This is a genomic window from Paraliomyxa miuraensis (genome assembly GCF_026337845.1).
Lineage (GTDB): Bacteria > Myxococcota_A > Polyangia > Nannocystales > Nannocystaceae > Paraliomyxa > Paraliomyxa miuraensis.
This window is the reverse complement of record NZ_JAOVZF010000159.1, coordinates 364,188-387,954: the sequence shown is the minus strand read 5'-3', so window position 1 is coordinate 387,954 and position 23,767 is coordinate 364,188. Positions and strand designations below refer to the sequence as shown.

Genomic DNA, 23,767 nt, shown 5'->3' with positions numbered 1-23,767 from the left:
CGGGAGTCTCTCGCCTCTTGCTCACGCCAGCCCAAGCTGCGGCGATCGCCACATCCGCCTTCGTCCGCCCCGCGGTCCCGCCCGCGCTCCTCGCCCCGCCCTCTGCGGAGGAGCCCGAGCGCGCGCTCCATCGCACGGTCGTGCAGGCCCCGGAGTCCGACGATCCCATCGAGGCCCAGCGACGCCTCGACGCCTCGAGCCCCGGCTTCGCCACCGCCGTCGACCTCGAGCACGAGCCCGGCACCCGTCCCACCGATGGGCTCCCCGAAGTGATCGCGCGTACTCCCGGCGCCACCGTGCGCTCGATCGGCGGCCTGGGACAGTTCGGCGCCGTCTCCTTGCGCGGCAGCAGCCCCCAGCAGGTCGCCGTGTTCCTCGATGGCGTGCCGATCGGCAGCAGCCTCGCGGGTCTGGTCGACCTCGGCCAGATCCCCCTCGACGGCCTCGCCCGGGTCGAGATCTACCGCGGGCACGTCCCCGTGGCGTTCGGAAGCGCCGCGATCGGTGGTGCCATCGATCTCGTGGGCGCGCCCGCCTGGCAGCGACGCGGGCTGGTGCTGCAGACCGGCGGTGGATCGTTCGGGGCGCGGGAATCGACGGTGACCGCCCGCGGCCCTCTCTCCCGATCGGGCCGCAGCGCCGGCGCCATCACGGTCGGCTACGCCGGCGCCACCGGTGACTTCCCGTTCGCCGACGACGGCGGCACCCCCGATCTCTCCGGCGACGACCAAACCCTGCGTCGCACCGGCAACGACTACGACCGGGTGGCCATGCACGCGCGCCTCGATCATCGAGCCGGCCCGTGGAGGATCGCCGTGCAGCCGCTGCTGTCCTACCGCGACCAGGGCGTGCCCGGGCCCGCCGCCGCGCAGGCGCACCACGTACGCCTGTCGACCGTGCAGGCGCGCACCGTGGCCTCCGTGCGCCGCTTCGAGGTCGGTGGCCCCGGCGGGCGCCTCGAGTGGCTCGCCGGGCTCGGCCTGCAGCGACAGCGCTACCTCGACCCCGAGGGAGAGGTCGGCCTGGCCATCGACGACCAGCGCCTGCACGGGCTCGACGTCTACGTCTCGCCACGGCTGCGGCTCCCGCTATGGAAGGACGCCTGGCTGGGGCTCGTCGCCGACCAGCGCGCGGAGTTCGTCGCCGTCGACGAGCGCGCTCCCACCGTGGGACCCAGCGGTGACGCCCGACGCTCGCGACTGGGGGTGGGCGCCGGGATCCAGCTCGAGCAATTCCTGCTGCACGATCGCTGGCTGCTCGTGCCCGTGCTCCGCGTGGACGGTCTGAGCAGCCGCTTCGCCGCTCCGCCCGGCGGGGGCGAGCAGGACGACCAGGGCACCGATGCGCTCGCGCTCGGCGTGGCCCCGCGGCTCGGCACCCGGCTGCGGCTGTGGCCCGGCATCGAGCTGCGTGCCAGCGGAGGTCGCTACTTTCGCCCCCCCACCCTCGCCGAGCTGTTCGGCGACCGCGGGTACGTGGTGGGCAACGAGGGCCTGCGCCCCGAGCGAGGCCACGCCGTCGACGGCGGCCTGATCGTCGACCGCCAGCGCCCCGCGCTCGACGTCTACGCTCAGCTGGCCGGGTTCGCCACGTGGAGCGAGGATCTCATCTCGTGGGTCAGCGCGGGCGCGGTCGCCCGCCCGGTCAACGTGGCCAGCGCCAGGGTCCGCGGGCTCGAGAGCGCGGTCGCCCTGGTCCCTCGCCACCGCTGGCTCACCCTCCACGCCAACTACACCTGGCTCGACTCGCGCAATGGATCCGACGATCCGGCGCAGCACGGGCAGCCGCTCCCCGGTCGACCGCGACACGAGCTGTTCGCGCGCGTCACCGCCGGGCGCTCCCTTCGGATCCGAGGCCTGCGCGTCGAGCCCCGCGTCCTCTATACCGTCGACGTGATCGCAGGCACCGTGCTCGACACCGCCGGGCGACTCGAGCTCCCACCGCGGGCACTGCAAGGGGCCGGCGCCGAGCTGCACCTCCACGACCGCGTGCACTTGCTCGTGGAGGTCCGCAACCTGCTCGACGTGCGCACCGCCACCGTCACGCTGCCCGTGGCGGGAGCCCGTCCGCACCTGCTGCCGATCGCGGACTTCATCGGATATCCGCTCCCGGGCCGCAGCGTCTGGGCCTCGGTGCGCATCGAGCTGGGAGGTCGGGTCTCGTGAGCCCGGTGCGCCCGTCGAGCCGGCCCCCCTGGTTGCTGCGGCCACCACTGCTCGTCGCAAACCTCGTGCTCGCGGCCTGCGAGGCCCCCGCTCCGGGCCCGGGCCTCGAGCCTTCGTGGGAGGTCGACGGCGACGACGTCCCTCCGGGCTGGCGCGCCCCCTCGGGTCCTTGCGAGCTCGATCCGCCCTCGCCCACGCGCCTACTGCTCACGACCACCGACTTCGTCACGGGCGCGCTCACGGTGGTCGAGCTCGTCGACGGCACCGTACGGCCCGACGTCGCCGAGGGCTCCGCCGATGCGATCCCGTTCGCCCACGACGACCGCGTGGTGCTGGTGCATCGCTATCAGCTCGACCGCCTCGACGTCCTCGACGCCAGCACGTGGTCGCTCGTCTCGCAGCATGCCCTCGCCTCCTCCGTACCCAGCGCCAATCCCCACGCCGTCGCGTTCGACGAGCGGGGCTGGGCGTGGGTCACCACCTTTGGCGAGCCCACCTTGCGCGCGCTCGAGCTCGGCGCCCCCCCCACCAGTGCCGACCGAGCCCAGGTCGACCTCTCCGGCTTCGCCGACGACGATGGCAACCCCGAGGCCAGCCTCATCGTGCGCTGCGGCGATCTCCTGTTTGTGACCGCCCAGCGCCTCGACCCCGGCTTCCATCCGCTCGGCCCCGACGTGCTGGTCGTCGTCGATCCCTCCGAGCCGAGCGCCATGGATCTCGATCCCGGCACCGCTCCGTACGAGGCCCTGCCGCTGCTCGGCGGCTGGGTTCGACAATTTCGCCGGGATCCCACCGACCCCGACGGGCTCACCATCCTCGCCCTGAGCACCGGCATCGAGCGCATCGACCTCCGGACCGGCCGACGCCAGTGGGCCGTCTCCCCCGAGGACATGGCCGAAGCCGACATCGCCGGTCGCCTCCAGCCCCAGGCCTTCGACGTCGACGACGACGGCACGCTCGCCTACCTCGCGGCCTACGACGCCGACTTCTCGCAGGTGCGCCTCCATCGCGTGAACCTGCACGGCAACGAGCCCCGCGTCCCCGAGCCCTTCGCCGCCGGCTTCGACTCCGTCGAGCGCACCCTCGAGCTCGTGGGCTCCGAGCTCTGGTACGGCAGCACCCGCCACGACGCTCCCGGGCTGTGGCGCTTCGACGTCCGCGACGCGCCCCGCGTCATCGCCGGTCCGCTTCCCACCGGCCTTCCTCCCTACAGCATGGTGGCGCTCCCATGAAACGACGATGGCACCTCGTTGCTCGCGGTGGAGGGCTCGGCCTGTCCCCTCTGCTCATCACCATCGCCTGTACCGATCCCGACCTCCACGACGACCACCGGGCCCCCGTCGAGGGCATCTGTGGCCCGGAGTCCGGGCCTGCCGATCCCTTCGCCGATTGCGTGGAGTCGTTCGATCCCGCCCCGGAGGTCTCGTTCGGCCACGATGCCATGCCCCAGATCGTGCTCGGTGCACCCGTCGGCGGCGGCATCGACATGGGCAGCACCGACGTCGCCTCGCTCGGCTGCGGCGGCTCGATCACCCTGTGGTTCGACGACCCCTGGCCCACCGACGGCCCGGGCCCCGACCTGCTCGTGTTCGAGAACGCGTTCGAGGCGGGCTCCATCACCTTCATCGAGCCCGCGCAGGTCCTCGTGAGCGAGGACGGGCACGACTGGCACGCGTTCCCCTGCGAGCCCGACGGCGGCCCCACCCCGCCCGACGGCTGCGCGGGCCTTCGACCCGTGCTCGCCACCACCCCCGAGCCGGCGCTCGACCCCACTGCCGCGGGCGGCGACGCCTTCGATCTCGCCGAGCTCGGCCTGAGCGAGATCCGCTACCTACGCCTGGTCGATCGCACCGCCGAGCACTACGACTCGGACACCTGGTGCCTGGGCCCCACCGGAGGCTTCGACCTCGACGCCGTCGCGGTGCTGGGGGTCGCCCCGTGAGCCCTCCATCCCCGCCGCGCTGGTCCCGACGGCGCATGCTCGCCGCCACCGGCGTGCTCCCGTTGCTGGCGTGCGAGCGCCGGGCCTCGCCCGCCAGCGCCCACGACGGCTCGCTGCGCATCGCCTCCCAGACCGTGCTCGCCGACGAGGTGCTCTGGGACCTCGGCCCATCGGTTCGAGCGCATGTCGTCGCGGTGAGCCCCATGGCCGACGACCCCCGCTACAGCCGCGTGGTCGATCGCTGGCCCGCTCCGATCCCCCGAGCCGCCGGCACCAGCGACGCGCTGCTGGCCCTCGCGCCCACCCTGGTGATCCTCGCCAGCTTCACCGCCGCCGAGACCCGGACCTTGCTCGAGCACGCAGGCCTGCGCACCCTGGTGCTCGAGCGCTTCGACGGCTTCGACGACTACCGCGCCAACGTGCGGGCCATCGCCGCCGCCGTCGAGACCCCCGCGGCCGCAGAGCACGTGATCGCTGCGTTCGACGAGCGCCTGGCAACGCTCCGCCTCCACCCCACCGAGCGCCCCCGCGTGGTGAGCTGGAACGAGGGCTCCGTGCCCGCCGCCGGCACCACCTTCGACGACGTGGCCACCGCGGCCGGCTATCGCAACCTCCCGGCCGAACAAGGACGCCACGGCCACCTGCAGATCAGCGTCGAGCAGCTCGTCGCCTGGGATCCCGACGTGCTCGTCGTGCCCTGCGACGCCGAGCGCTGCCCCGAGACCACGGCCGAGATCGCCGCTCGCCCGGGCCTGCGCGCCACCCGAGCCGCTCGCGACGGCATGGTGATCGGCGTCCCCTCTCGTGACCTCTACAGCACCGGCGCCGGCATGCTCGACACGCTCGCACGCCTTCGCGCCGCGCACCCCGAGGCCGCGTCGTGAGAGCGGCCGGCTTCCTGCTCGCGCTCGTGCTCCTCGTGTGGCTCGCACTGATCGTCGGCCCCGGCCACGTCGGTGCGCTCGAAGCCCTCGAGGTCGTCGCTATTCACCTGGGTCTGCCTTCCCCCCCGACCCCGCCCCCTCCCACCCTCGACGCCCTGGTCTGGGACCTTCGGCTCCCCCGCTCGCTCCTCGCCGCGCTCCTCGGAGCCGCGCTCGGCTTCGCTGGAGCCGTCACGCAGGGGCTGTTCCGCAACCCCATGGCCGAGCCCGGAGTGCTGGGCGTCAGCGCAGGCGCGGCCGCGCTGGCCGTGGTGGGCTTCTCCCTCGGCCTCGACGTCCACAGCACCTTTGCCGTCCCCACCCTCGCGGCCGTGGGCGCAGGCGGCGTGCTCGTGGTGCTCCTGGGCCTCACCCGCGATCGCAGCGACGCCACCACCTTGCTGCTGTCCGGCATCGCCTTGGGCGCAATGGCCGGTGCCCTCACCACCTTGCTCTTGGCCCTCGACACCGAGCGCTGGGACCTCGGGATCAAGGTCGTGCGCTGGCTGATGGGCAGCCTCGAGGGGCGCAGCTGGGTGCACTTGCAGGGCGCCTTGCTCCCGCTCGGCGCCGGGCTCGCGTTGGGCCTGTGGCTACGCGTCGACCTCGACGCGCTACAGCTCGGTCGCGACACCGCCGCCTCGCTCGGCGTCGATCTCGTTCGCACGCAACGGCTCGCCCTGCTGAGCGTCGCCTTGCTCACCGGAGCCGCCACCGCCCTCGCCGGCGTGATCGGCTTCTTGGGCCTGGTGGTCCCCCACGTGGCGCGGCGCCTCGGCGGACCCGAGCACGCCCGCCTGCTGCCGGCATCGGCGCTCGGCGGTGCGCTCGTGCTGCTCGTGGTCGACGTGCTCGACCGCTCGATCCACGACGTCGTGCTCCCCCCCGGTGCGCTCACCAGCCTCGCCGGCGCACCGTTCTTCCTGTGGCTGCTTCGCCGCACCGACGCCAACCCATGAGCCTCCATGCCCATCGCCTCGGCGCCCGCGTGCCCGGACCCCCCGCCCGCTGGCTGTTTCGCGAGCTCGACCTGACCATCGCCCGCGGCCAGGTCTGGGTCCTCGTGGGACCCAACGGCAGCGGCAAGAGCACCCTGCTGCGCTGCCTGGCGGGCCTGCGGGCGCCCGACGACGGCGAGACCCGCCTCCATGCCCGCCCCTTGCACGAGCTCCCCGCACGCGATCGCGCCAAGCAGCTCGCCTATCTCCCGCAGCTCACCTCGCTCTATCACGATCTACGCGTGCGACAGCTGGTGATGCTCGGTCGAGCCCCTCACCTGTCGCGCTGGCGCGGCCCCGATCGCCACGACCAGCATCGGGTGGACGAAGCACTCGCCCGCGTACAGGCCACCGAGCTCGCCACGCGCCGCATCTCCACCCTCAGCGGCGGAGAGCGCCAACGCGTCATGCTCGCGCGCTTGCTCGCCACCGGCGCCCAGATCCTCCTGCTCGACGAGCCCACCACCGCGCTCGACGTCGGCCACGCGCTGCGCCTGCTCGCGTTGTGCCGCGAGCTCGCCGCCGAGGGGGCCGCGATCGTGCTGGCCCTGCACGAGCTCGAGCTCGCCCGTCGCCATGCCGACCATGCCGTGTGCCTGGGCGTGGGCGCCGACGGAGCCCACCACCATGGCCCCGCCCGCGACGTCCTCACTGCACACATCCTCGGATCCGTGTTCGACGTGGACGTGCGCGAGCACCCCGGCGGGCTCTCGTTCCATCCACGCCGATGAACCTCCTTGCACGGCCGCCCAGGACCATCACGGCCCGCCGTTGCGGCCGCCATCACCCCTCGGGGACGATCTCGTCACACGTGGTCGCAATCGCATCCGCCAGCGCATCGCCGAGCACGTTCCCGAACATCGGTGTCATGCCGAACTCGAGGCTGATCCACGACGCGGGAGGCTTGCCGAACCCGTTCATGAACTCGTAGAGCCTCGTGTTGGTGTTGCCCGGCTGGTCGTAGCACGCCCCCGCGATCGCTCCCGAGGTCACCACGCACACGTCACCGCCGCACTCGGCCTTGGCGTCTCGCACCATCTGCACGAAGTCGTCGGTGGGAATCGCCGGCGGGGTCAGATCGGGCGAGTCCGAGAGCAAGAACAGCACCAGCACGGCATTGGTGCGCAAGAACCCCGCGTTGGGCCCCGAATTCGCGGGGTGGAACGGATAGGCTGCGCCCGCGACCACCGTCTCCGTGTTGGAGTGCGGCGCCGAGCCATCGATCGCTCCCTGGAGCGCCCCGTCGAACCACGTGCTCAGGGCCGTGGGATCCTGATCCGTATCGATCTCGAAGTAGCGCATGCCGTCGTGCTCGAAGAGGCGCCCTTGTTGACCGTTGATGCCGTTGTCACCATCGGTCGGCGGGAAGAACACACCATCGGTGATCGCCGCCTCGCACGCCGGCCCACCCCATCCTCCGGCATTGCCGGGATCGAAGAACCCGGTCGCGCGCGTCAGCCCGACGTGCAAGTCGGTACCGGGTGGCAGCGCATTGATCATCTGATCGACGAACAGCGGGAAGGCAGCCACGATCGGATCGTGGTGGATCTGCATCGACCCCGAGTTGTCCACCACGAACAGGAGATCGACCGCATTGCAGAAGCAGCCTTCGTCGGCGCTGCAGGTACCCGGCACGTCGACGCCCGTGCCCACGTCGAACACGAACCCCGCCGTCGAGCTCGAGTCGAGCCCGTCGGTGACACCCCCCATGGTGCTCGTGCCGGCGCTCGTGCCGGTCCCGCCCGTCTCCGTCTCGCTCGTGGCCATGGTGGCCGAAGCCACCGTGGGGTCGAAGCTCGTGGTCTCGCTCTCGCCGCCCACGTTGCACCCAACCCCCGCGAACATCATGCCCACCACGAGTGCTCGTCCCGTCCCGACCTTGGCCATCACCATCTCGTCCCTCCCCTCGTTCGAAACATAGGGGACCCGGGCGGGCATTCGAAGCCCGTGCGACGGAAACGAAGCTTCCGCCGCACGAGGGCATCGCTGGCCGCCTGGCTCAGACCTTCACGCGAGGTCGGAACCTCCCACGGCGTGCCGCGTGCTGCGAGAGCAGCGGGTCGATCACCTCCGCCAGGAATTCGTCCACCTGCCGAGGCGACCGCCCCACGTAGGCCGCGGGCTCGAGGATCTCGGCGCTCACGAACGGTCCGAGTGCCTCGTCGCCGCGCATGCGCTCGAGCAGATCGTTGTCCGCCCCCTCCTCCTTCATGCGCCGGGCTGCCTCGTGGCTGTGCACCCGCACCCGCTCGTGGAGATCTTGCCGACTGTGTCCCGCCCGAACGCCGGCCATGATCACGTTCTCGGTGGCCATGAACGGAAGCTCGCGCTCGAGGTTGGCCCGAACCACCGCGGGACTCACCACCAGACCCGCCGTCACATCGGCCAGGAGGTTGACGACCGCGTCGGTCGCCAGGAACGCCTCGGTGATGACCAGGCGCCGGTTGGCGCTGTCGTCGAGCGTGCGCTCGAGCCACTGGTTGGCGTGCGTCTCGCGCGGGCTCGTGGCCAGCGAGTGGACGAAGCGCGCCAGGCTGCAGATCCGCTCGCAGCGCATCGGATTGCGCTTGTACGCCATCGCCGACGAGCCCACCTGCTGCGAGCCGAACGGCTCCTCCACCTCACGCTCGTGCGCCAGCAATCGCACGTCGCTGGCCAGCTTCGCGGCCGATCCACACACGTCCGCCAGCGCCGAGATCACCCACGTATCGAGCTTGCGCGGGTACGTCTGACCGCTCACCGGAATCGAGCGCGGAAAGCCGAACGCCTCCGAGATCATGCGGTCGAGCGCGCGCACCTTGTCGTGATCGCCATCGAACAGCGCCAGGAACGACGCCTGTGTGCCCGTCGTGCCCTTGGCACCACGAAACGGCAGGCGCCCGCACAGACCGTGCAGCGTCTCGAGGTCCATCGCCAAGTCCTGGGCCCACAAACACGCGCGCTTGCCCACCGTGGTCAGCTGCGCCGGCTGGAAGTGGGTGTACGCCAGCGTGGGAAGGTCACGATGCACCCGCGCGAACGCAGCGAGCTGCTCGAGCACCGTGAACAAGCGATCCATCAGCAGCTCCAGGCCATCGCGCATCATCACCAGCTCGGCGTTGTCGGCCACGAAGCAGCTCGTCGCTCCGAGGTGGATGATCTTCTCGGCCTCCGCGCCCACCCGCTCTCCGTAGTGACGCACGTGCGCCATCACGTCGTGGCGAAGCTCGGCCTCGAGCTCCGCCACACGGGCGAGGTCGACCTCGTCGCGATGGGCGACCAGGGCCTGCACCTGTGCATCGGAGATCGGCAAGCCGAGGGCTTGCTCCGCTCGAGCCAGCGCGATCCACAAGTCTCGCCAGAGCAGCACGCGCCGCTCGTCGCCGAAGTTGGCAACCATCGCGGCAGTGGCGTATCGGGTGGCCAGGGGGCTTTGATAGATGGCCATGGTCGGTCCTCGCTCCTTCATCACCGGCGGGTCGGGCATGATCCGCGTCGACGGACCGGCTCCGGCGGCGCCGCGACGCGCCGCGGGCCGCAGCATAGCCGCACCCGAGCGGGCGCCACCCTCACCACCGCCGAGCCTGCGGCAATGGAGCAACCCACGGAAATCATTGAACTTGATGAACAACGACAGCACGCCATCGTCACGCGCGGAATAATGCCCCAAGCGCCCAGGTAGCCGCGCTCCGACGACGATGAACGTAGCCGCACGGCAGGAGTTCGAACAGATTGCCCTCCCTCAGCTCGACTCGATCTACGGGGCAGCGCTCCGCTTGACCCGCAATCCGGCCGAGGCCGAGGATCTCGTACAGGACACCTTCGTCCGGGCGTACCGCTTCTGGCACACCTTCAAGGTGGGCACCAGCATCAAGGCCTGGCTGTTCACGATCCTGCGCAACACCTTCATCAACCGCTACCACCGCAACAACCGGCGCCGCAGCACGCGACACGACCTCGAGGCGCAGCTCAACGCGCTCGGTACCGAGGCCGCCGTCGCCAGGGCCGGCACCCATGGCGCTGGCCCCGAGGCCGCAATCGGACAACGAGTCACCCGCGAGCGCATCCATGCTGCGCTCGAGTCCGTGCCCGAGGACTACCGCACCGCGGTGATGCTGGCCGATCTCGAGGGTCTCGCCTACAAGGAGATCGCCGAGGTGATGGATTGCCCCATCGGCACCGTGATGAGCCGCATCTATCGCGGCCGCCGCCTCCTCGCCAAGCTCCTCCAAGATCACGCCGTCGAGCTCGGCCTGCTCGATCCCGACGAGGCGCTTCCCCGCAGCAACCACAACCAGTCGCCGGCCAAGGGCCGCGACCCATCCTCTTCCGTGAACGAGGGCGCCCCGCTCGACCTCGAGAGCTATCGCAACAAGCGAGGCACCGCATGAGCCTGAAGGACATCCGCTCCGAGTGCTCGGACGTCGCAGGGCTCCTGCAGCCCTATGTGGACGGCGAGCTCAACGACCAAGAACAGGAACAGGTCGCCGCCCACCTCGAGGACTGCGCGGGCTGTCGCACCGCAGTGTCCGAGCAGGCCTGGGTACGCGCGACCTTGCAGGCCGTCCAGCGCGATCCAGCGCCGCATGCCTTGCGCGCCAAGATCCTGCTCGGTCTCGACGAAGTGGATCGCGAGCGCGCGGCCGAAGCCGCGGCGAGCGCTCCACCGGGCTTGGGAGCCCGTCTGTGGGCTCGCATGCGGGAGCTGGGTCGCGGGGGTCTCATCATGGTGCCCGCCGGAGCGGTCGCCATCGCGCTGTTCTTCATGGCGCGCGAAGGCATCGTGACTCCGGATGGCACCGAGATGACCGCGAGTCCTGGCGTTGGTGTGGCGGGAGCCATCGTGCCCGGAGCCGAGGCCAGCCATGGTTCGGTCGATGACGATGACGACGATGTGATGCGCGCGATCGCCGAGCTCGAGCCCCAGGTCGGCATTCGCGTGCAGGTGCCGCAGAAGGCTTCCCACGAGCTGCAGCTGGTCGGGGCACGCCTGCACCACGCGGGTGACGATCAACCCCCCGCCGCCCACCTGCGCTATCGACTCCCCGACGGTCAGCTCGTGATCGACCGCCAACGTCCCGCGACGGCGTCCTTTCGGGTGGCAGGAGGAACCGCCCTGGCCTACTCCGGCCGATCGTACGACCTGCATCGTGACGCCGTGGGCCGCCCCGTGCTGTCATTCGAGCTGGGAGGGGTTGCCCACAGCTTGGTCCTGGAAGGAGGGGCGACCCTTCCCCACGCACCCCACGCTGCCGACCCGGATGAGCCAGACTACGCCCCGCTGCTCAGGTTTGCAGCCCGCCTGGATGGTGGCTGAAGCCAACGGCTCTCCGCTCGCTCGCGGGGCTGGTTTCGGCAGGAGTGAAACGATAGTCTCGCCCCCGTGCCATCCGCGCTGATCATCGATGCCGACGAGGCCGCCAACGCCAGCATTCGCACCGCCCTGGCGCCTCTCGGGTTCGAGTTCACCGCGACCCAGGACGCCTCGGAGGCGATGAACCTGGCCAAGACGGCCTCCCCCGACATCATATTCCTGCGGGTCGAGCTACCCAATGTCTCGGGCTTCTCCGTCTGCAACAAGCTGCGTCGCAACGAGGAGACTCGCACCATCCACCTGGTGATGTATGCCTCGGACGTCTCCACCGACGTCTTCGATCAGCACCGCAACCTCAAGACGCACGCCGACGACTATCTCAAGCTGCCCTTCACCGAGGCCGAGCTGATCACGGCGGTCGGTGGTCTGATGGAGCTGACCGAAGCGGGAGGCACCTCCTCCCTCGCGGACGACCTCGAGATCGCACTCGAAGAGGACGTGCCTCCCACGAGCGACCGGCTCGAGATGGCGGACCTCGAGCAGGAATTCGCCGACATGGAGGAGAAGGCGGAGCCTCCCGCGCCTGCGACCGACGAGGTCGAGCTCTCCTTCGACGGGATACTCGACGATCCCGCCCCCGAGCCGGCCCCCGTCAAGCCCGCTCCCGAACCCACGCGCCGCTCGTCGCCGATCCCGACGATCCCGAGCCGGACCAAGTCCACCCCTGCTCCCGCCCCTGCGCCGCGACCACGCTCGGCGGCGGTCGAGGCCGCACCAGAGCCCGAGTCCGACTCGACCGACAGCGGCGGGAGCAGCAGCGAATTCAAGATCCAACGCGAGGTCATCCAGCTCAAGAGCCAGCTCAACGCCAAGAAGCGCGAGATCCTCGCCCTCAAGGACGAGGTCGAGAACGCCGAGCGCTCGGTGCTCGATGCCAAGCACAAGAACCGCGAGCTGCAGGTCCAGATCGGCGAGCTCGAGTCGCAGCTCCTCGCGGCCGAGGAGAAGGTCATCACCTCGGCCGAGCAATCCGAGGTTGCCAACCGTGACCGCTCGACGGCGCTCAAGCGCGAGGAGGGCCTCAAGACCCGGCTCGAAGGCATCCAGAGCCGGGTCAAGGAGCTCGAGACGCAGCTCGCGGAGTCCGAGGAGAACGGCCAAAGGAAGATCGCAGCGCTGCACCGCGAGCTCGAGTCCGCCGAGACCGACCTCGCCACCACTCGGCAGGAGCTCGACGAGACCAAGCAGCTGCTCGAGCAGCTGAACACCAAGTCCGAGCTCCTGACCCAGGAGGCCGCCGACCTGCACGCGGACTCGCAGAGCCTTCGGGACGAGATCGAGCGCGTCAAGCAAGAGGCCGAACGCACGCTCGAGGAGACCAAGCAGGCCGTCGCTGCCGACAAGGCCGAGGCACTGGCCTCGCTCACACGCGAGCACCAAGCCGAGCTCGAGTTCGAAGAGGAACAACATCGCGCAGAGCGCGAGCGCATCCAGACGGAAGCATCCGAGGTCGAAGCCTCGCTGCGGGCCGAGCTCGGGCAGCTCAACGGTCAGCTCGCCAACGCACGCGGAGAGGCCGAGAGCATGCGCACCACGTCCGAGGCTCAGATCGACTCGCTCGAGGATGATCTCGCCCGCACGCACGAGCAATTGCGTACGGCGTCCACCGAGCGCGACGAGCTCCGCCAGCAGCTCGAGCAGGCCCAAGCCGAGCTCGAGTCTCGTCGCAGCAACGAGCTCCGCGCCCAGCAGGCCATTGCGGTCGCCCTGCGCGTGCTCGACGGGCAGCCCACCCCGTGAACCGAGTCCACGGCGACACCGCCAACCTCAAGGCGAGCCACGTCCGCCAGCTCCAGAAGCTGGGTGATCGCTCGACCGCTGCCGATCAAGTCGTGAGCCCGGCGCTCGCCCGTGACTTGCTCGACCTCGCCCACGAGATCGGTCGTCGCGTGGGGCTGTTCATCGATCGCCGCGGCCGGGTGTCGCGTGTGATCCTGGGCGATGCGCACAGCCTGGAGCTCCCCGAGTTCTCGCGCGTGCGCGGCGTGGCCGGCCGCTTGCGTGGCATTCGGCTGGTGGTCACGCACCTGGTGCCCGAGCCCCTCGACCGTGAGGAGCTCGCCGACCTCGCCAAGCTTCGCCTCGACCTGGTCGCCGCCATCCATCGCGGTCCCGCCGGCATCGCGGTGGATCTGGCCAGCCTGGCTCCGCCTCCTCCCGACGTCCGCGACGCCTTTCGCACGCGGACGTGGACGCGCACGCCGCTGGCCATCCTCGCTCGGGCCGACGAGGAACAGCCCTCCGACGCCGACGCGGCGACCCTGCCGGTTCCGCTCCTCCCGTTCGTACGAGAGCTGGAGTCGGAGCTCGAGGCCGCGACCGCGCGGGCCCGAGCCGAGGTCCAGGGCACCCGCGCGATGGTGCTGATGGTCCACGACGGAGGGCAGCACACGACCGCACGCAAGGCGGAGCTGCGCGAGCTGTGCCGTACCGCGGGCCTGGGGCTGGTGGAGCTGGTGGAACAACGGCGGCCCCAGCCCGATCCACGCAGCTTCTTCGGAGCGGGCAAGCTGCGGCAGGTACTGGTACGAGCCCTCGAGCAAGACGTGGAGCTGCTCGTGTGCGATCCGGAGCTGAGTGCATCGCAAGCGCGCACCATCACCGAACAGACGGATCTCAAGGTCATCGATCGCACGATGTTGATCCTCGACATCTTCGCCAACCACGCGCGCAGCTCCGACGGCAAGCTGCAGGTGGAGCTGGCCCAGCTGCGCTACTTGCTGCCCAAGATGGTCGGCAAGGGCACCATGATGTCGCGTCTGATGGGCGGCGTGGGGGGGCGCGGGCCCGGTGAGACCAAGCTCGAGATCGATCGGCGGCGCGCCAAGGATCGCATCGCCGACCTCGAGCGTCGGCTCGTGCAGCTCCGCAAGCAACGCGATCAACAGCGCGCGCAGCGTCGCCGCTCACGAGTGCCGGTGGTGGCGATCGTGGGCTACACCAACGCGGGCAAGAGCACCCTGCTCAACACGGTCACGGGGAGCGCCGTGGATGCGCAGAACAAGCTGTTCGCCACGCTCGACCCCACCGTGCGAAGGATCCGCTTCCCCATGGACCGCGAGATCGTGCTGCTCGACACGGTGGGCTTCATTCGCGAGCTGCCGCCCGCGCTGCGTCAGGCGTTCTCGGCCACGCTCGAGGAGATCGCCGACGCCGATCTGCTGCTCCACGTGGTCGATGCCAACGATCCCGATCGCGAGCAGCAGGTCGCGACCGTGGATGCCGTGCTCGCCGAGCTCGGCGCGGGGCGAGTCCCTCGCTTCGTGGTGCTCAACAAGTGCGATGCGCTCGCGACCCCTCCGACCGTGGAGGACTTCGCCAGCCTCACGGGGGGCGATCGGGCATTCTTCGTCAGCGCGCTGGACAAGCGCACCACGCGGGAGCTGATGGAGGCGATCGAGTCGCACCTGTGGGAGCGCGGGCGCGTGGAGCGCCCCGAGCATGCGACCTACCTGGAAGCAGCAACGGGGGCGTCGACCGAGGCGCTCGCTCCGGCCACCGCGTCAGCCGAAGAACCCGGGGACGAGCGCGAGCAGCAGACCGAGGGCCAAGCCGAGCACGCCCAGCACGCTCAACGCAGCCCCGGCCGCGGAGCGGGGCGTGCCACGACGGGGCCCGAGCCAGGCCACGCCTTGAACGAGGGCGACGAGCGACGCGAACACGAGCAAGAGGCTCACCGCCCGCGATCGTAGCGCGAGCGCGGGCTCCTGGCAGCATCCCGTGCGTCGGGGTCGAGGGGGCTCGCCTTCCGATGCGCGGCCGGCCGGCCAAGCGAACGTCGTACCATCGTCGGACCTCCGAATGTCCGACTCCACGCCGCAGTTCGCTTCTCTCCCGCTCGACGAGCAGCTGCGCTGGCTCGGGCAGGCGCTCGAGCGCGGCGAGGACCCACGCGTGCTGCTGCGGACCTGCGCGGCCGTCCGCGATCATGCGCCGCTCTCGTGGTTGGCCAGGGCGCTGCTCGAGCGCGGGTTCCTGGCGCAGCCGTCCGAGCAGGGCTGGGTGGCGCAGATGCTGCTCGAGCAACCGGACACGGCCGTCGATCGCGTGCTGCGGGCGCTCGTCGGCGAGGGGCGCTTCTCCGCCGTGCAAGGCAAGCACCTCCAGGCCATGCTGCTCGCGGTGCTCGAGCGCGTCACGCTCGCCCAGGTGTCGGTGATGTGCCTGGTCGATCGCGCGCTCAAGCACAACTTCGTGGAGGCTCGTGATGCCCATGTGCAGGCGCTGACCGAGCGCTGCGCCGAGGCGCTGCGCGAGGGTCGGGGGCACGAGGTCACGGTGGACGAGCTCGCCCAGGTGTCGGCCCCTGGCATCGCCGCGCTGCGACGGCAGGCGGCGGCGCACGGGCCTCCGACGGCGGCGGCGCTGGAGGCCACGCTGGAGGACCTGGCCTTGCGCACGCTCGAGGTGCTGGGACGCGCCCCCAAGGCGGTGTCGCAGGCCAACGCCGAGGAGCTGCTTTCCAAGCGGGTCTATACCGATCCTGGGCACTTCTTGGTGGAGCTGCTGCAGAACGCGGAGGACTCCGGGGCCCGCTGCTTTCGCCTGCGCTTCGAACCTCGGCGCATCGTGCTGTGGCACGACGGCCAGCCGTTCGACACGCGCGACGTGGTCGGCGTGACGTCGATCGGACAGACCACCAAGCGCAAGCAGCAGATCGGATTCTTCGGGGTGGGCTTCAAGTCGGTGTACGAGGTCACCGATCGTCCTCGGATCTACTCCGACGTCTACCGCTTCGAGATCGCCGACGTGTCGATCCCCAAGCCGCTGTCGGCCCGCCCGGCGGACGTGCCGCCCGACGGCACCGTGCTGGTGCTGCCGCTGCGCAACCCGGCCGATCCGCAGCGCTCTCCGGCGGTGCTGTTCGGCAAGGCCCGCGATCTCGATGCGATCGTGCTGTTCACGCTGCGCCGCATCGATGTGATCGAGCTCGAGCTGGTCGACGAAGCCGGTGCGGTGACCCGCCACGCGGTCCACGAGCTCCCGCCGGACGCACGCGGCATCTCGCGGATCCGCCAGGAGCCCGAGGGGTGGGTGCGTGGCTATGCGGTGCACGATGCCGAGCACGTGTACTCGGGCGGCACGCGAGCGCCCGGGCGGGCCGACCGCACGCGGGTGATGGTCGGGCTGCGCATCGACGACGAAGGAGTCCCGCGAACGCTCGAAGAGGACACGCCGACCATCTATAGCTACCTGCCCACCGAAGAGCGCTCGGGGCTGCGCTTCTTCGTGCAGGGGCACTTCGACGTTCCGGTCGATCGCGAGCGGATCACCCAGGACTCGCGCTGGAACGAGTGGATCCTCAGCAAGGTCCCCGAAGGCCTGGCGGCCCTGGCGACACGGCTGACCGAGGGGCTCGAGGAGGCGATGCAGCTGCGGGTGGCCGCCGGGCTGCTCGAGGTCCTTCCTCTGCCCGACGAGCTCGGCTCGCCGATCTTTCGCCGCCTGGAGACGGGCCTGCGCCAGGCGTTCGCGGGGCTGGCGATCGTGCCCTGCGACGATGGCACGCTCCAACCTCCGGGCGCCGCGCTGCGGGCCGATGACGAGCTGGCCGCGTTGTTCGAGGGCGAGCTGGCCCGCGTTGCCGACGGCCCGCGTCACCTCGTCCATCGCGAGCTCCCCCGGCGAGCGGTCGACGTGGCGATGGTGCTCGGCACCCGGAGCCTGAGCGTGACCGACGTGGTGGCCGGCCTCGAGCAGGTGCTGGGCTCGCACCCCGACGGCACCCACCACGAGGATCCCACGGCGCCGCCGTTCGTACGGCAGCCGACGCCGGCTCGCCTGGCGGCGCTCTACGAGGTCCTCGAGGGCGCGTTGATGCGGCGCACGGGCGCCGGTCCACGACGACTGGTCGATCTGGGCCTGCTGCAGCGAGCCCGGAGCCTGCCGCTGGTGCTCTCCGAGCAGCAGACCCTTCATCGGCCGGGATCGGGGATCGTGCGAGCCGAGCCCGCGCTGCGGGAGATCTACGCGGGGCTGCGCGCCTTCGTGCACCCCGAGCACGACGCGGCCGTCGATCCGGAGGATCCGGCCCGCGCCACCGCCACCGCCTTCCTCGAGCGCCTGGGGGTTGGTTGCCTGACCGTGCGCGAGCTGGTGCTCGAGCTCGAGGCGCGCCTCGGCGGCCACGAAGGTCCGCTGCTGGACCTCGGCGCGACCGACTTTCCCGGCACCCCAGGGCGGCTTCGCGCGGCGCTCGGCTTGCTCGCGGACGCGCCCGCCCCGATGCAGCGCCGGGCGGCGCGGCTCCCCGTGTTCCTGGCGCAGGATGGCCGCTACCACCGGGCCGCCGCGAAGCCCGGCGACCGCAAGGGCGTGCTGCGGTTCGAGCCCAGCCGCGTCGCCGAGGCGCTGCTCGACTACTACGGTCACTCGCGGCCGATCTGCGTGCTCGAGGAGGACGAGCCCGCCCTGGCGCTGCTGCGGAGCGCTCGAACGCCGACGCTCTCACTGGCGGCCCTGGTCGCGGACCTGAAGGTACGAGCCGCCTCGCTCACGGCCGAGCAGCTCCAGCAGCTCCACGGGTTGCTCGAGCACGTGCGCGACGAGCTCCCCGAGCGCATGCAGCGAGAGCTGGCCGAGCTCCCGATCTGGCCCGATCTCGCCGGCACGCCGCGCCCGCTGCAGGGCGAGGGAGCCGTACGGATCCCCTCGTCGCCCGCCGTGGCCGCACTGCTCGCCGGGGTGCCGTGGCTCCACCCCTCGGTGCTCGCCCGGCGGCACGCGCGTAGCATGGGCGGCGAAGAGGTTGGGCTGGACGCGCTGGTGGACGCGCTCGCTCCGGAGGCCGAGGCCCCGCTGCGCATCGAGCCCACGGAGGCCTCGGTGTCCGCGGTGCTGCAGGTGCTGCGCGCCGAGCGGGATGCGATTGCTCCCCGGCTGCGGGCTCGGCTGGCCGAGGTGCCGCTGTTCCTGGACGACGAGGGCCGACCCGCTCGTCTCGATGCGCTGGTGCTGGCCGAGGATCCCGCGCTGCGGGCCCTGTACGTGGGCTGGCCCGGGCGTCGCTTCGTCGATCCGCAGTCGATCACCCGAGCGGCCGTTGCCGAGCTCGAGCTCGATGCTCGCCTCGCACGAGCCGACGCCGCGACGCTGGTCGAGGACCTGGAGGCACTCTCGGCTCGGCTCGAGGGCCAGGCGTACCTTGTCGAGGCGCTGGCGTTGGTCGGGGGCGCCGATGCGCTCGGGCGGCTGCTGCACTACTGCGCGCAGCGAGCCCCCACGCTCTCCCGCACGCTCGTGCAGCGACTGGCGGGCACGGCGGTGTTCCCCGATCGAGACGATCGCCTGGGTCGGCTGGGCGATGCCCACGGCGGCGCTCGGGGTGCCGAGGTGTTTGCGTGCGACGATGCGGTGCGTCCGATCTTCGCCGCGGCCGGGGTGCGGGTGCTCGCCGACTGGGCCCAGCCGCTGGTCGAGTCGATCATCGAGGCAACCGGTCGCGAGCGACTGTCGGTGATCTCGCTGGTCGACCACCTCGCACGGGCGCCGGAGATCCCCTCCGGGGGGCAGCGACCCGCCGTGCAGACACCCGAGGTGCTCGCCCGGATCCACGCCGTGCTCGTCGAGCAGGCCTCGGTGCTGGCCCATCGCTTCCCGCCGCTGCCACGCGAGGGCGCCGCGCCCAGCAGCCCCGCGCTCGGGCGGCTCGCGATCTGGCCCACCGTGGCCAACGGGGTGATCCGGGCCGAGCACGCGATCCTCAGCCCCTCGCTGGGCGAGCTGCTGCCTGCGGGCACCACCGCACGAGCCCGGCTCGATGCCGTGACCCTCGAGCCGGGAGCGTCGGCTTCGCTGCAGCGGCTGGCGCCGCTGTTGCTTCCGGCGTCGGCCCCGGCGTTCGCGGCCACGCTCGTCGAGGCCGAGGCTCGTCCGGGCGAGCCCCTGGCCCGTCAGCCGTCGTGGCTGCGCGAGCCGGCCGCGGCGGCTCGCGTGGCTGCGTTCATCGGGCCACAGCACGCCCCGCGCCCCTGGGTGGATGCCACCGAGCACCTGCGCGTGCATCCGCTGGCGGTGGCCGGCGCGGACACGGTGGCGCTGGTGATGGGCACGCCGCTGGCCGAGCGACTGCTCCACCCCGCCATGGCCGAGGCGCTCCTCGACCTGACGAGCCTGTCGGCGATCGAGCCGGCCGCCGTGCTCGATGCGCTGGCGGCCGGGGTGGTCGAGCCCACGCCGCTGTCTCGCCATCCCGTGCTCCACGACGACGAGCGACGGCGGCGCTTCTACGCCTGGCTGCAGGATCGAGAGGCCCTGGTGTTCGTCGACGCCGATGCCCGCACCCGGCTGCGCATGATGCCGCTGTTCCCGACCGATCGAGGGACCTTGCGACCCGCCGATCAGCTGGTGATCGATCCCGAGCTTCCGCAGCTGCCCGTCGACTGGACGCCGCATCCCGAGCTCCCCGAGTCGACCCTCGGCCTGCTGGTGCGTCACCTCGGCGTGGGCCGACCACCGGTCGACGACCTGGTGGTCGATCACCTCGCCCCCGCGTATCGCCGGGCCGCCGCCGTGGGCGATGGCCCGGGCGCGGCTCGCCTGCTGGAGTACCTCGCGCGCGCCCTGGCCCCGCTGGCGCCGCACAGGGCCCACGCGCTGCTGTCGGGGGAGGGCGCGGTGATGGTGGAGGGGTCCCACGGTCGCTTCGTGCCGGCGTCGACGCTGCTGATGCCGCCGGGGGAGCTCGACGCCGCAACCGCGGCGGTGTTCGGCACCACCCATCCCCGGCCCCACCCGCGCCTGGGGCCGAGCACGGAGAGCCTGCTGATCGCGCTCGGCGTGGCGCGGACGCCTCCTCGCACCTGGGTGGCTGATGTCATGCGTGGCGGCGTGGCCTCGGTGGCGGCCGCCACCGGGCTCGCGGTGCTGGTGGCCCACCTCTACCGGGCCCACCCCGCACAGACCGTGGCCGAGCTTCCGCTGCGCGAGGTGGCCTGGGTGCTCGACGGCAACGACGTGGCGCGTCGGCCGAGCGAGCTGTTCGGCTGGACCACGGACGTGCAAGCGCTCGTGGGCGAGGCGCCCGAGCTCTACCCGGCCCCCGCGATCGCCCGCGCCCTGGGCGACGATCTGTGCGCCGCGCTGGGATTCCGCACCGCGGCCGACGTGAGGCTGCCCGAGGTGACCGCGCACATCGAGCGCAGCAGCCAGGCCCGGATCCCGGTGCCATTTCGCGTGTACGCATGGCTCGAGCGAGGCCTCTCCGAGGGCTGGATCGACGGCGCCGAGCTGCGCCGACGGCTGACCGACACCGCGTGGGTGTGCAGCGACGACGGGGAGTATCACCCGCACGAGCGGGTGCTGGGGCTGCGCGCGCTCGAGCACTTTGGGGCCCGCCGCGGCTACTGGGAGCGCGGTTGGCGAGAGTGCCCCACGCTGTGCCGCTCGTTCGGCATCACCGATCGGCTCACGCCTGCGGTGCTGATGGCGTTCCTCGAGGAGCTCGCCGTGGAGGCCGAGGCGCACGGTGATCGAGCCCTGCTCGGGAGCGAGCCCGGGCTCCCTCGCATGCTGCAGCGGGCCTACGCTGCGCTGGGCCAGCGGCCGGACGCTCCGCCGGCCCGGGTGGTGCTGTGCCGTCAGCACGGCGGCGACGACGACGGCTCGCTGCGGTTGCGACCGCCCGAGGATCCGCTGGTGCTGCGCAGCGACGCGCCCACCCTCGAGGCCATGTTCGCGGAGGTCGGGACGTTCTTCGTCGCCACCCTGGGACCGCTGGAGGAGCGGAGTTCGATCGACGCATACTTCGAACGCTGCGGCATCCGACGCCTGCGCGAGAGCTACGAGGTGCGTGCGGCCGAGACCGGCCTCGACCAGACCGCCGCGCACGGTGAGGGCCTGGGCGAGCTGCGAGCGTGCCTGCGGGGCCTGTTGGCGGTGCTGCCTCGGGTTCGGCTGCAGCGCACGCACCTGGCCGACGACGCCTGGGTGTACGAGCCGAGGCTGTCCACGCTGGCGCGCTCGGGGCCGATTCGGGCCCGCGACGGCCTGCAGGTCGACTACGTGCTCCCCGGCGTCGGCCGGGCCCGGCGGCGCGCGGTGGCGGTGTTCGATCCAGGAACCTCGACGCTGCTGGTGGACACGCGGGTGCTCACCGACCCCGACGCCGTGGTCACGGGGCTCGCCCAGGGCCTGCTGCCCTGCCTCTACGACGGGCCCGGAGAGGAGCAGCTGGTCGACATCGTGGAGATCCTGCTGCGCCTGCGCACCCGCGCGCGCATGGACGACTATCTCGATCAGCGGCACTTTCCGATCGCGGCCGAGCCCGAGCGAGGGTACGAGGGGCGGCTGGCCGCGCGTGTGGGCGAGCTGTTCGACTACGGTCTCGAGCGCCGGCTCTGCGCGCGATTTCCCGAGCTGCGCGACCGCTCGCTCGACCGCTGGCGGGATCCGGGCATGTTCGCGAGCTTGCCCGAAGAAGAGGAGCATGCGGTGCGTACGCTGGTGGCTCGCATGCTGGCCGCGGTGGACGTGAGCGAGCCGAGCCAGGCGTTGACGGAGGCGCTGGCGCTGCTCTTGTCGGCGACGTCGCTCAGCGACGTGCCGGCGGGACTCTTGGCTCCGCTCGCGGTGGTGGAGCCGGCCCCCTCCGAGGGCGGCCCGCGCTCTCCTGCGCCGTTGCCGGGTGAGCAGGACGTGCCGTCGCTCGAGGAGCTCGAAGCAAGGCTGGCCGAGCTCACCGCCCGCAGCCAGCACGAGCCCGATGCGGAAGCATCCTCATCGCACCGGTTCGTGATCCCCACGCCGAGCGAGCGACCGCGGGCCGCGGATCGTCCCATCGATCCGCTCCCCGGCCCGCGGCCCACCGTGGAGTCGTGGCTCGACCTCGCCGACGACGACGACACCGAGCGCGAGCCCACGTCGGCCGAGGGCGACGACGAGCGCAGCGGGTTCTGGCAGCGCCTGGCCCGGCGCCTGGGACTGTCCGACGACGCGCCGATCGACGAGTCCCGCCCCGCATGGGCAACTCCGGGGGCCAACGTGCTCAGCCCCGCTCGCTTCATCGGGCCCCAGCTCTGGGTACGCGGGCGAGCGCTGCGGGAGATGGCAGGCCGTCGCGTCCCCATGGGCATGCTGCACCAGCCTCCCGTGCTGCCGTCACCGCACCGCTACGTGGTGCACACGCTCGGGGTGGCGTTCGAGCCGAGCACCCAGCAGTGGCATCCGCAGCCGCTGCCCCCCATGCCCGCGCTGTTCGAGGGCGAGTCGCTCGGCGCCACCGTGGCGTTTGCGGGCACCTTGATGCCCGGGCGCAGCGTGCTGCCCGTCCCGCTGTTCGGCGATGTGACTCGGCTCGAGGTGGTCGGGGCGAGCCCGTCGGTGGTCCGCCCGCTCGGGCGGCTCTACGCCGGCAGTGCCGTCGTCGACGTGGACGCGAGCGGGCCGGTGAAGATCCGCTACGAGGTCGGCCTGCGGCGACCGCCCGTGCTCACCGAGGATCGGGCCCCCTCGCTGCCCATGCCCGGTCCCACCGTGCCGCGCGAGCGCCTGCCGGCGCCGGTCCGGGAGTGGCTGGCCCGCAACGCGTCCTCCGAGCGCGGCGCGTGGGAGCAGGCACGGCGCGTCGAGGCATTCGTGCAGCGGCACTATGCCTACGACCTCGAATTCCGCGAGCGCCCCGCGGTGGAGCGGGCGACCCGGGAATTGCGGGCGGGAGCGGGCAACCACCACCTCGCGCTGCTCCACGCCAGCGCCGACCAGCACGCCCTGGGCTACGGCGTGTGCTACGAGCTCAACATCCTCGTGGTGGAGCTGCTGCGGCACCTGGGCGTGCCCGCGATGGTGGCCACGGGCTGGATGCTCGACGAGGGCTTCGCCGATCGGCCCGACCACCTGTTTGCGCTGGCCGTGGTGCCCTCCGCCAGCGGGCCGTGCTTGCTGCCGCTCGATGCCTCGACGGGGCCTCGCGGGCCGGTCAGACCGCTGCAGGGGGCAGCCCCGCCCACGGTGGAGCTGCAGCCGGTGGCGCGGCCCCCCGTGCCGACCAGCGGAGGCGGCTGGGGCACTCCGGTGCTGCCCGGCCCCGAGCGCGAGGTCGCGGTGGACGAGCACGTGCATGCGCTGCACCGCACGCTGCGGAGCGAGCTCGATCGCGAGCGCGAGGCGCTGCGGAGGATCGTGCGGATCGCCGACGCGGCGTACGGTCGAGGCCCTTCGCACTTGCCGGCCCACGAGGAGCTGACCGAGCTGCGCCGACGCGCCATGCGAGCGCTGGGCGATCCCACCCGACTCGAGCCGATGCTGGCGGTGATCCGCGGAGAGTACGAGCTGACCGACGAGGTCCCCGAGGGGATCCAGGCGTTGATCCGCGACGGACTGGCGCTGGTGGAGAGCCTCCCCGGCTATCGGGTCAAGCCCGCCGACGGGCGGGACGGGTGAGCGAAGGA

Annotated in this window: 13 protein-coding genes; 11 read left to right on the top strand and 2 right to left on the bottom strand. The window is 71.7% G+C overall.

The features are described 5' to 3' along the window. Positions 1-17: 17 nt before the first annotated feature. The 6 genes from OEB96_RS32760 to OEB96_RS32735 are packed head-to-tail and all read left to right on the top strand — an operon-like array spanning position 18 to position 6,759. Positions 18-2,165 carry a TonB-dependent receptor plug domain-containing protein gene (locus OEB96_RS32760; protein WP_266220767.1) on the top strand — a complete coding sequence of 716 codons (2,148 nt, stop codon included), beginning with the start codon at positions 18-20 and terminating at the stop codon, positions 2,163-2,165. Further along, positions 2,162-3,397, top strand: a complete 1,236-nt coding sequence (locus OEB96_RS32755; RefSeq protein WP_266220766.1) for a YncE family protein — start codon at positions 2,162-2,164, stop codon at positions 3,395-3,397. Before OEB96_RS32760 ends, OEB96_RS32755 begins: the two co-directional genes overlap by 4 nt. Further along, a complete protein-coding gene (locus OEB96_RS32750; RefSeq protein ID WP_266220765.1) occupies positions 3,394-4,107 on the top strand; it encodes a cell surface protein in 714 nt (237 codons plus the stop codon). The genes OEB96_RS32755 and OEB96_RS32750 overlap by 4 nt, the downstream gene beginning before the upstream one ends. Beyond that, complete coding sequence (locus tag OEB96_RS32745; RefSeq protein WP_266220764.1) at positions 4,104-4,991, top strand: ABC transporter substrate-binding protein; 888 nt, start codon at positions 4,104-4,106, stop codon at positions 4,989-4,991. The genes OEB96_RS32750 and OEB96_RS32745 overlap by 4 nt, the downstream gene beginning before the upstream one ends. Beyond that, the gene (locus OEB96_RS32740) at positions 4,988-5,989 is read left to right on the top strand and encodes a FecCD family ABC transporter permease (RefSeq protein WP_266220763.1); all 1,002 of its coding nucleotides are present in this window, start codon (positions 4,988-4,990) and stop codon (positions 5,987-5,989) included. The genes OEB96_RS32745 and OEB96_RS32740 overlap by 4 nt, the downstream gene beginning before the upstream one ends. Further along, entirely contained in the window at positions 5,986-6,759 is a 774-nt protein-coding gene (locus OEB96_RS32735) for an ABC transporter ATP-binding protein (protein WP_323137458.1), read from the top strand. The genes OEB96_RS32740 and OEB96_RS32735 overlap by 4 nt, the downstream gene beginning before the upstream one ends. Positions 6,760-6,811: 52 nt before the next feature. On the opposite strand, the gene OEB96_RS32730 is transcribed toward OEB96_RS32735, so the two are convergent. Next, positions 6,812-7,915 carry a hypothetical protein gene (locus OEB96_RS32730; protein WP_266220762.1) on the bottom strand — a complete coding sequence of 368 codons (1,104 nt, stop codon included), beginning with the start codon at positions 7,913-7,915 and terminating at the stop codon, positions 6,812-6,814. A gap of 112 nt (positions 7,916-8,027) precedes the next feature. Further along, positions 8,028-9,455 (bottom strand): adenylosuccinate lyase, encoded by a 1,428-nt coding sequence (gene purB / locus OEB96_RS32725; protein ID WP_266220761.1) that lies wholly within the window; start codon positions 9,453-9,455, stop codon positions 8,028-8,030. 250 nt (positions 9,456-9,705) lie between these two features. Here purB and OEB96_RS32720 point away from each other — a divergent pair, with 250 nt between their 5' ends. The 5 genes from OEB96_RS32720 (at position 9,706) to OEB96_RS32700 (ending at position 23,759) form a co-directional block, all read left to right on the top strand. Continuing rightward, positions 9,706-10,398 carry a sigma-70 family RNA polymerase sigma factor gene (locus OEB96_RS32720; RefSeq protein WP_266220760.1) on the top strand — a complete coding sequence of 231 codons (693 nt, stop codon included), beginning with the start codon at positions 9,706-9,708 and terminating at the stop codon, positions 10,396-10,398. Next, positions 10,395-11,324 (top strand): anti-sigma factor family protein, encoded by a 930-nt coding sequence (locus OEB96_RS32715; RefSeq protein WP_266220759.1) that lies wholly within the window; start codon positions 10,395-10,397, stop codon positions 11,322-11,324. The genes OEB96_RS32720 and OEB96_RS32715 overlap by 4 nt, the downstream gene beginning before the upstream one ends. Positions 11,325-11,390: 66 nt before the next feature. Then, a complete protein-coding gene (locus tag OEB96_RS32710) occupies positions 11,391-13,121 on the top strand; it encodes a response regulator (protein WP_266220758.1) in 1,731 nt (576 codons plus the stop codon). Further along, a complete protein-coding gene (hflX, locus tag OEB96_RS32705; protein ID WP_266220757.1) occupies positions 13,118-15,073 on the top strand; it encodes a GTPase HflX in 1,956 nt (651 codons plus the stop codon). Before OEB96_RS32710 ends, hflX begins: the two co-directional genes overlap by 4 nt. Before the next feature lie 109 nt (positions 15,074-15,182). Beyond that, a complete protein-coding gene (locus tag OEB96_RS32700) occupies positions 15,183-23,759 on the top strand; it encodes a sacsin N-terminal ATP-binding-like domain-containing protein (protein ID WP_266220756.1) in 8,577 nt (2,858 codons plus the stop codon). The last annotated feature ends 8 nt before the right edge of the window (positions 23,760-23,767 follow it).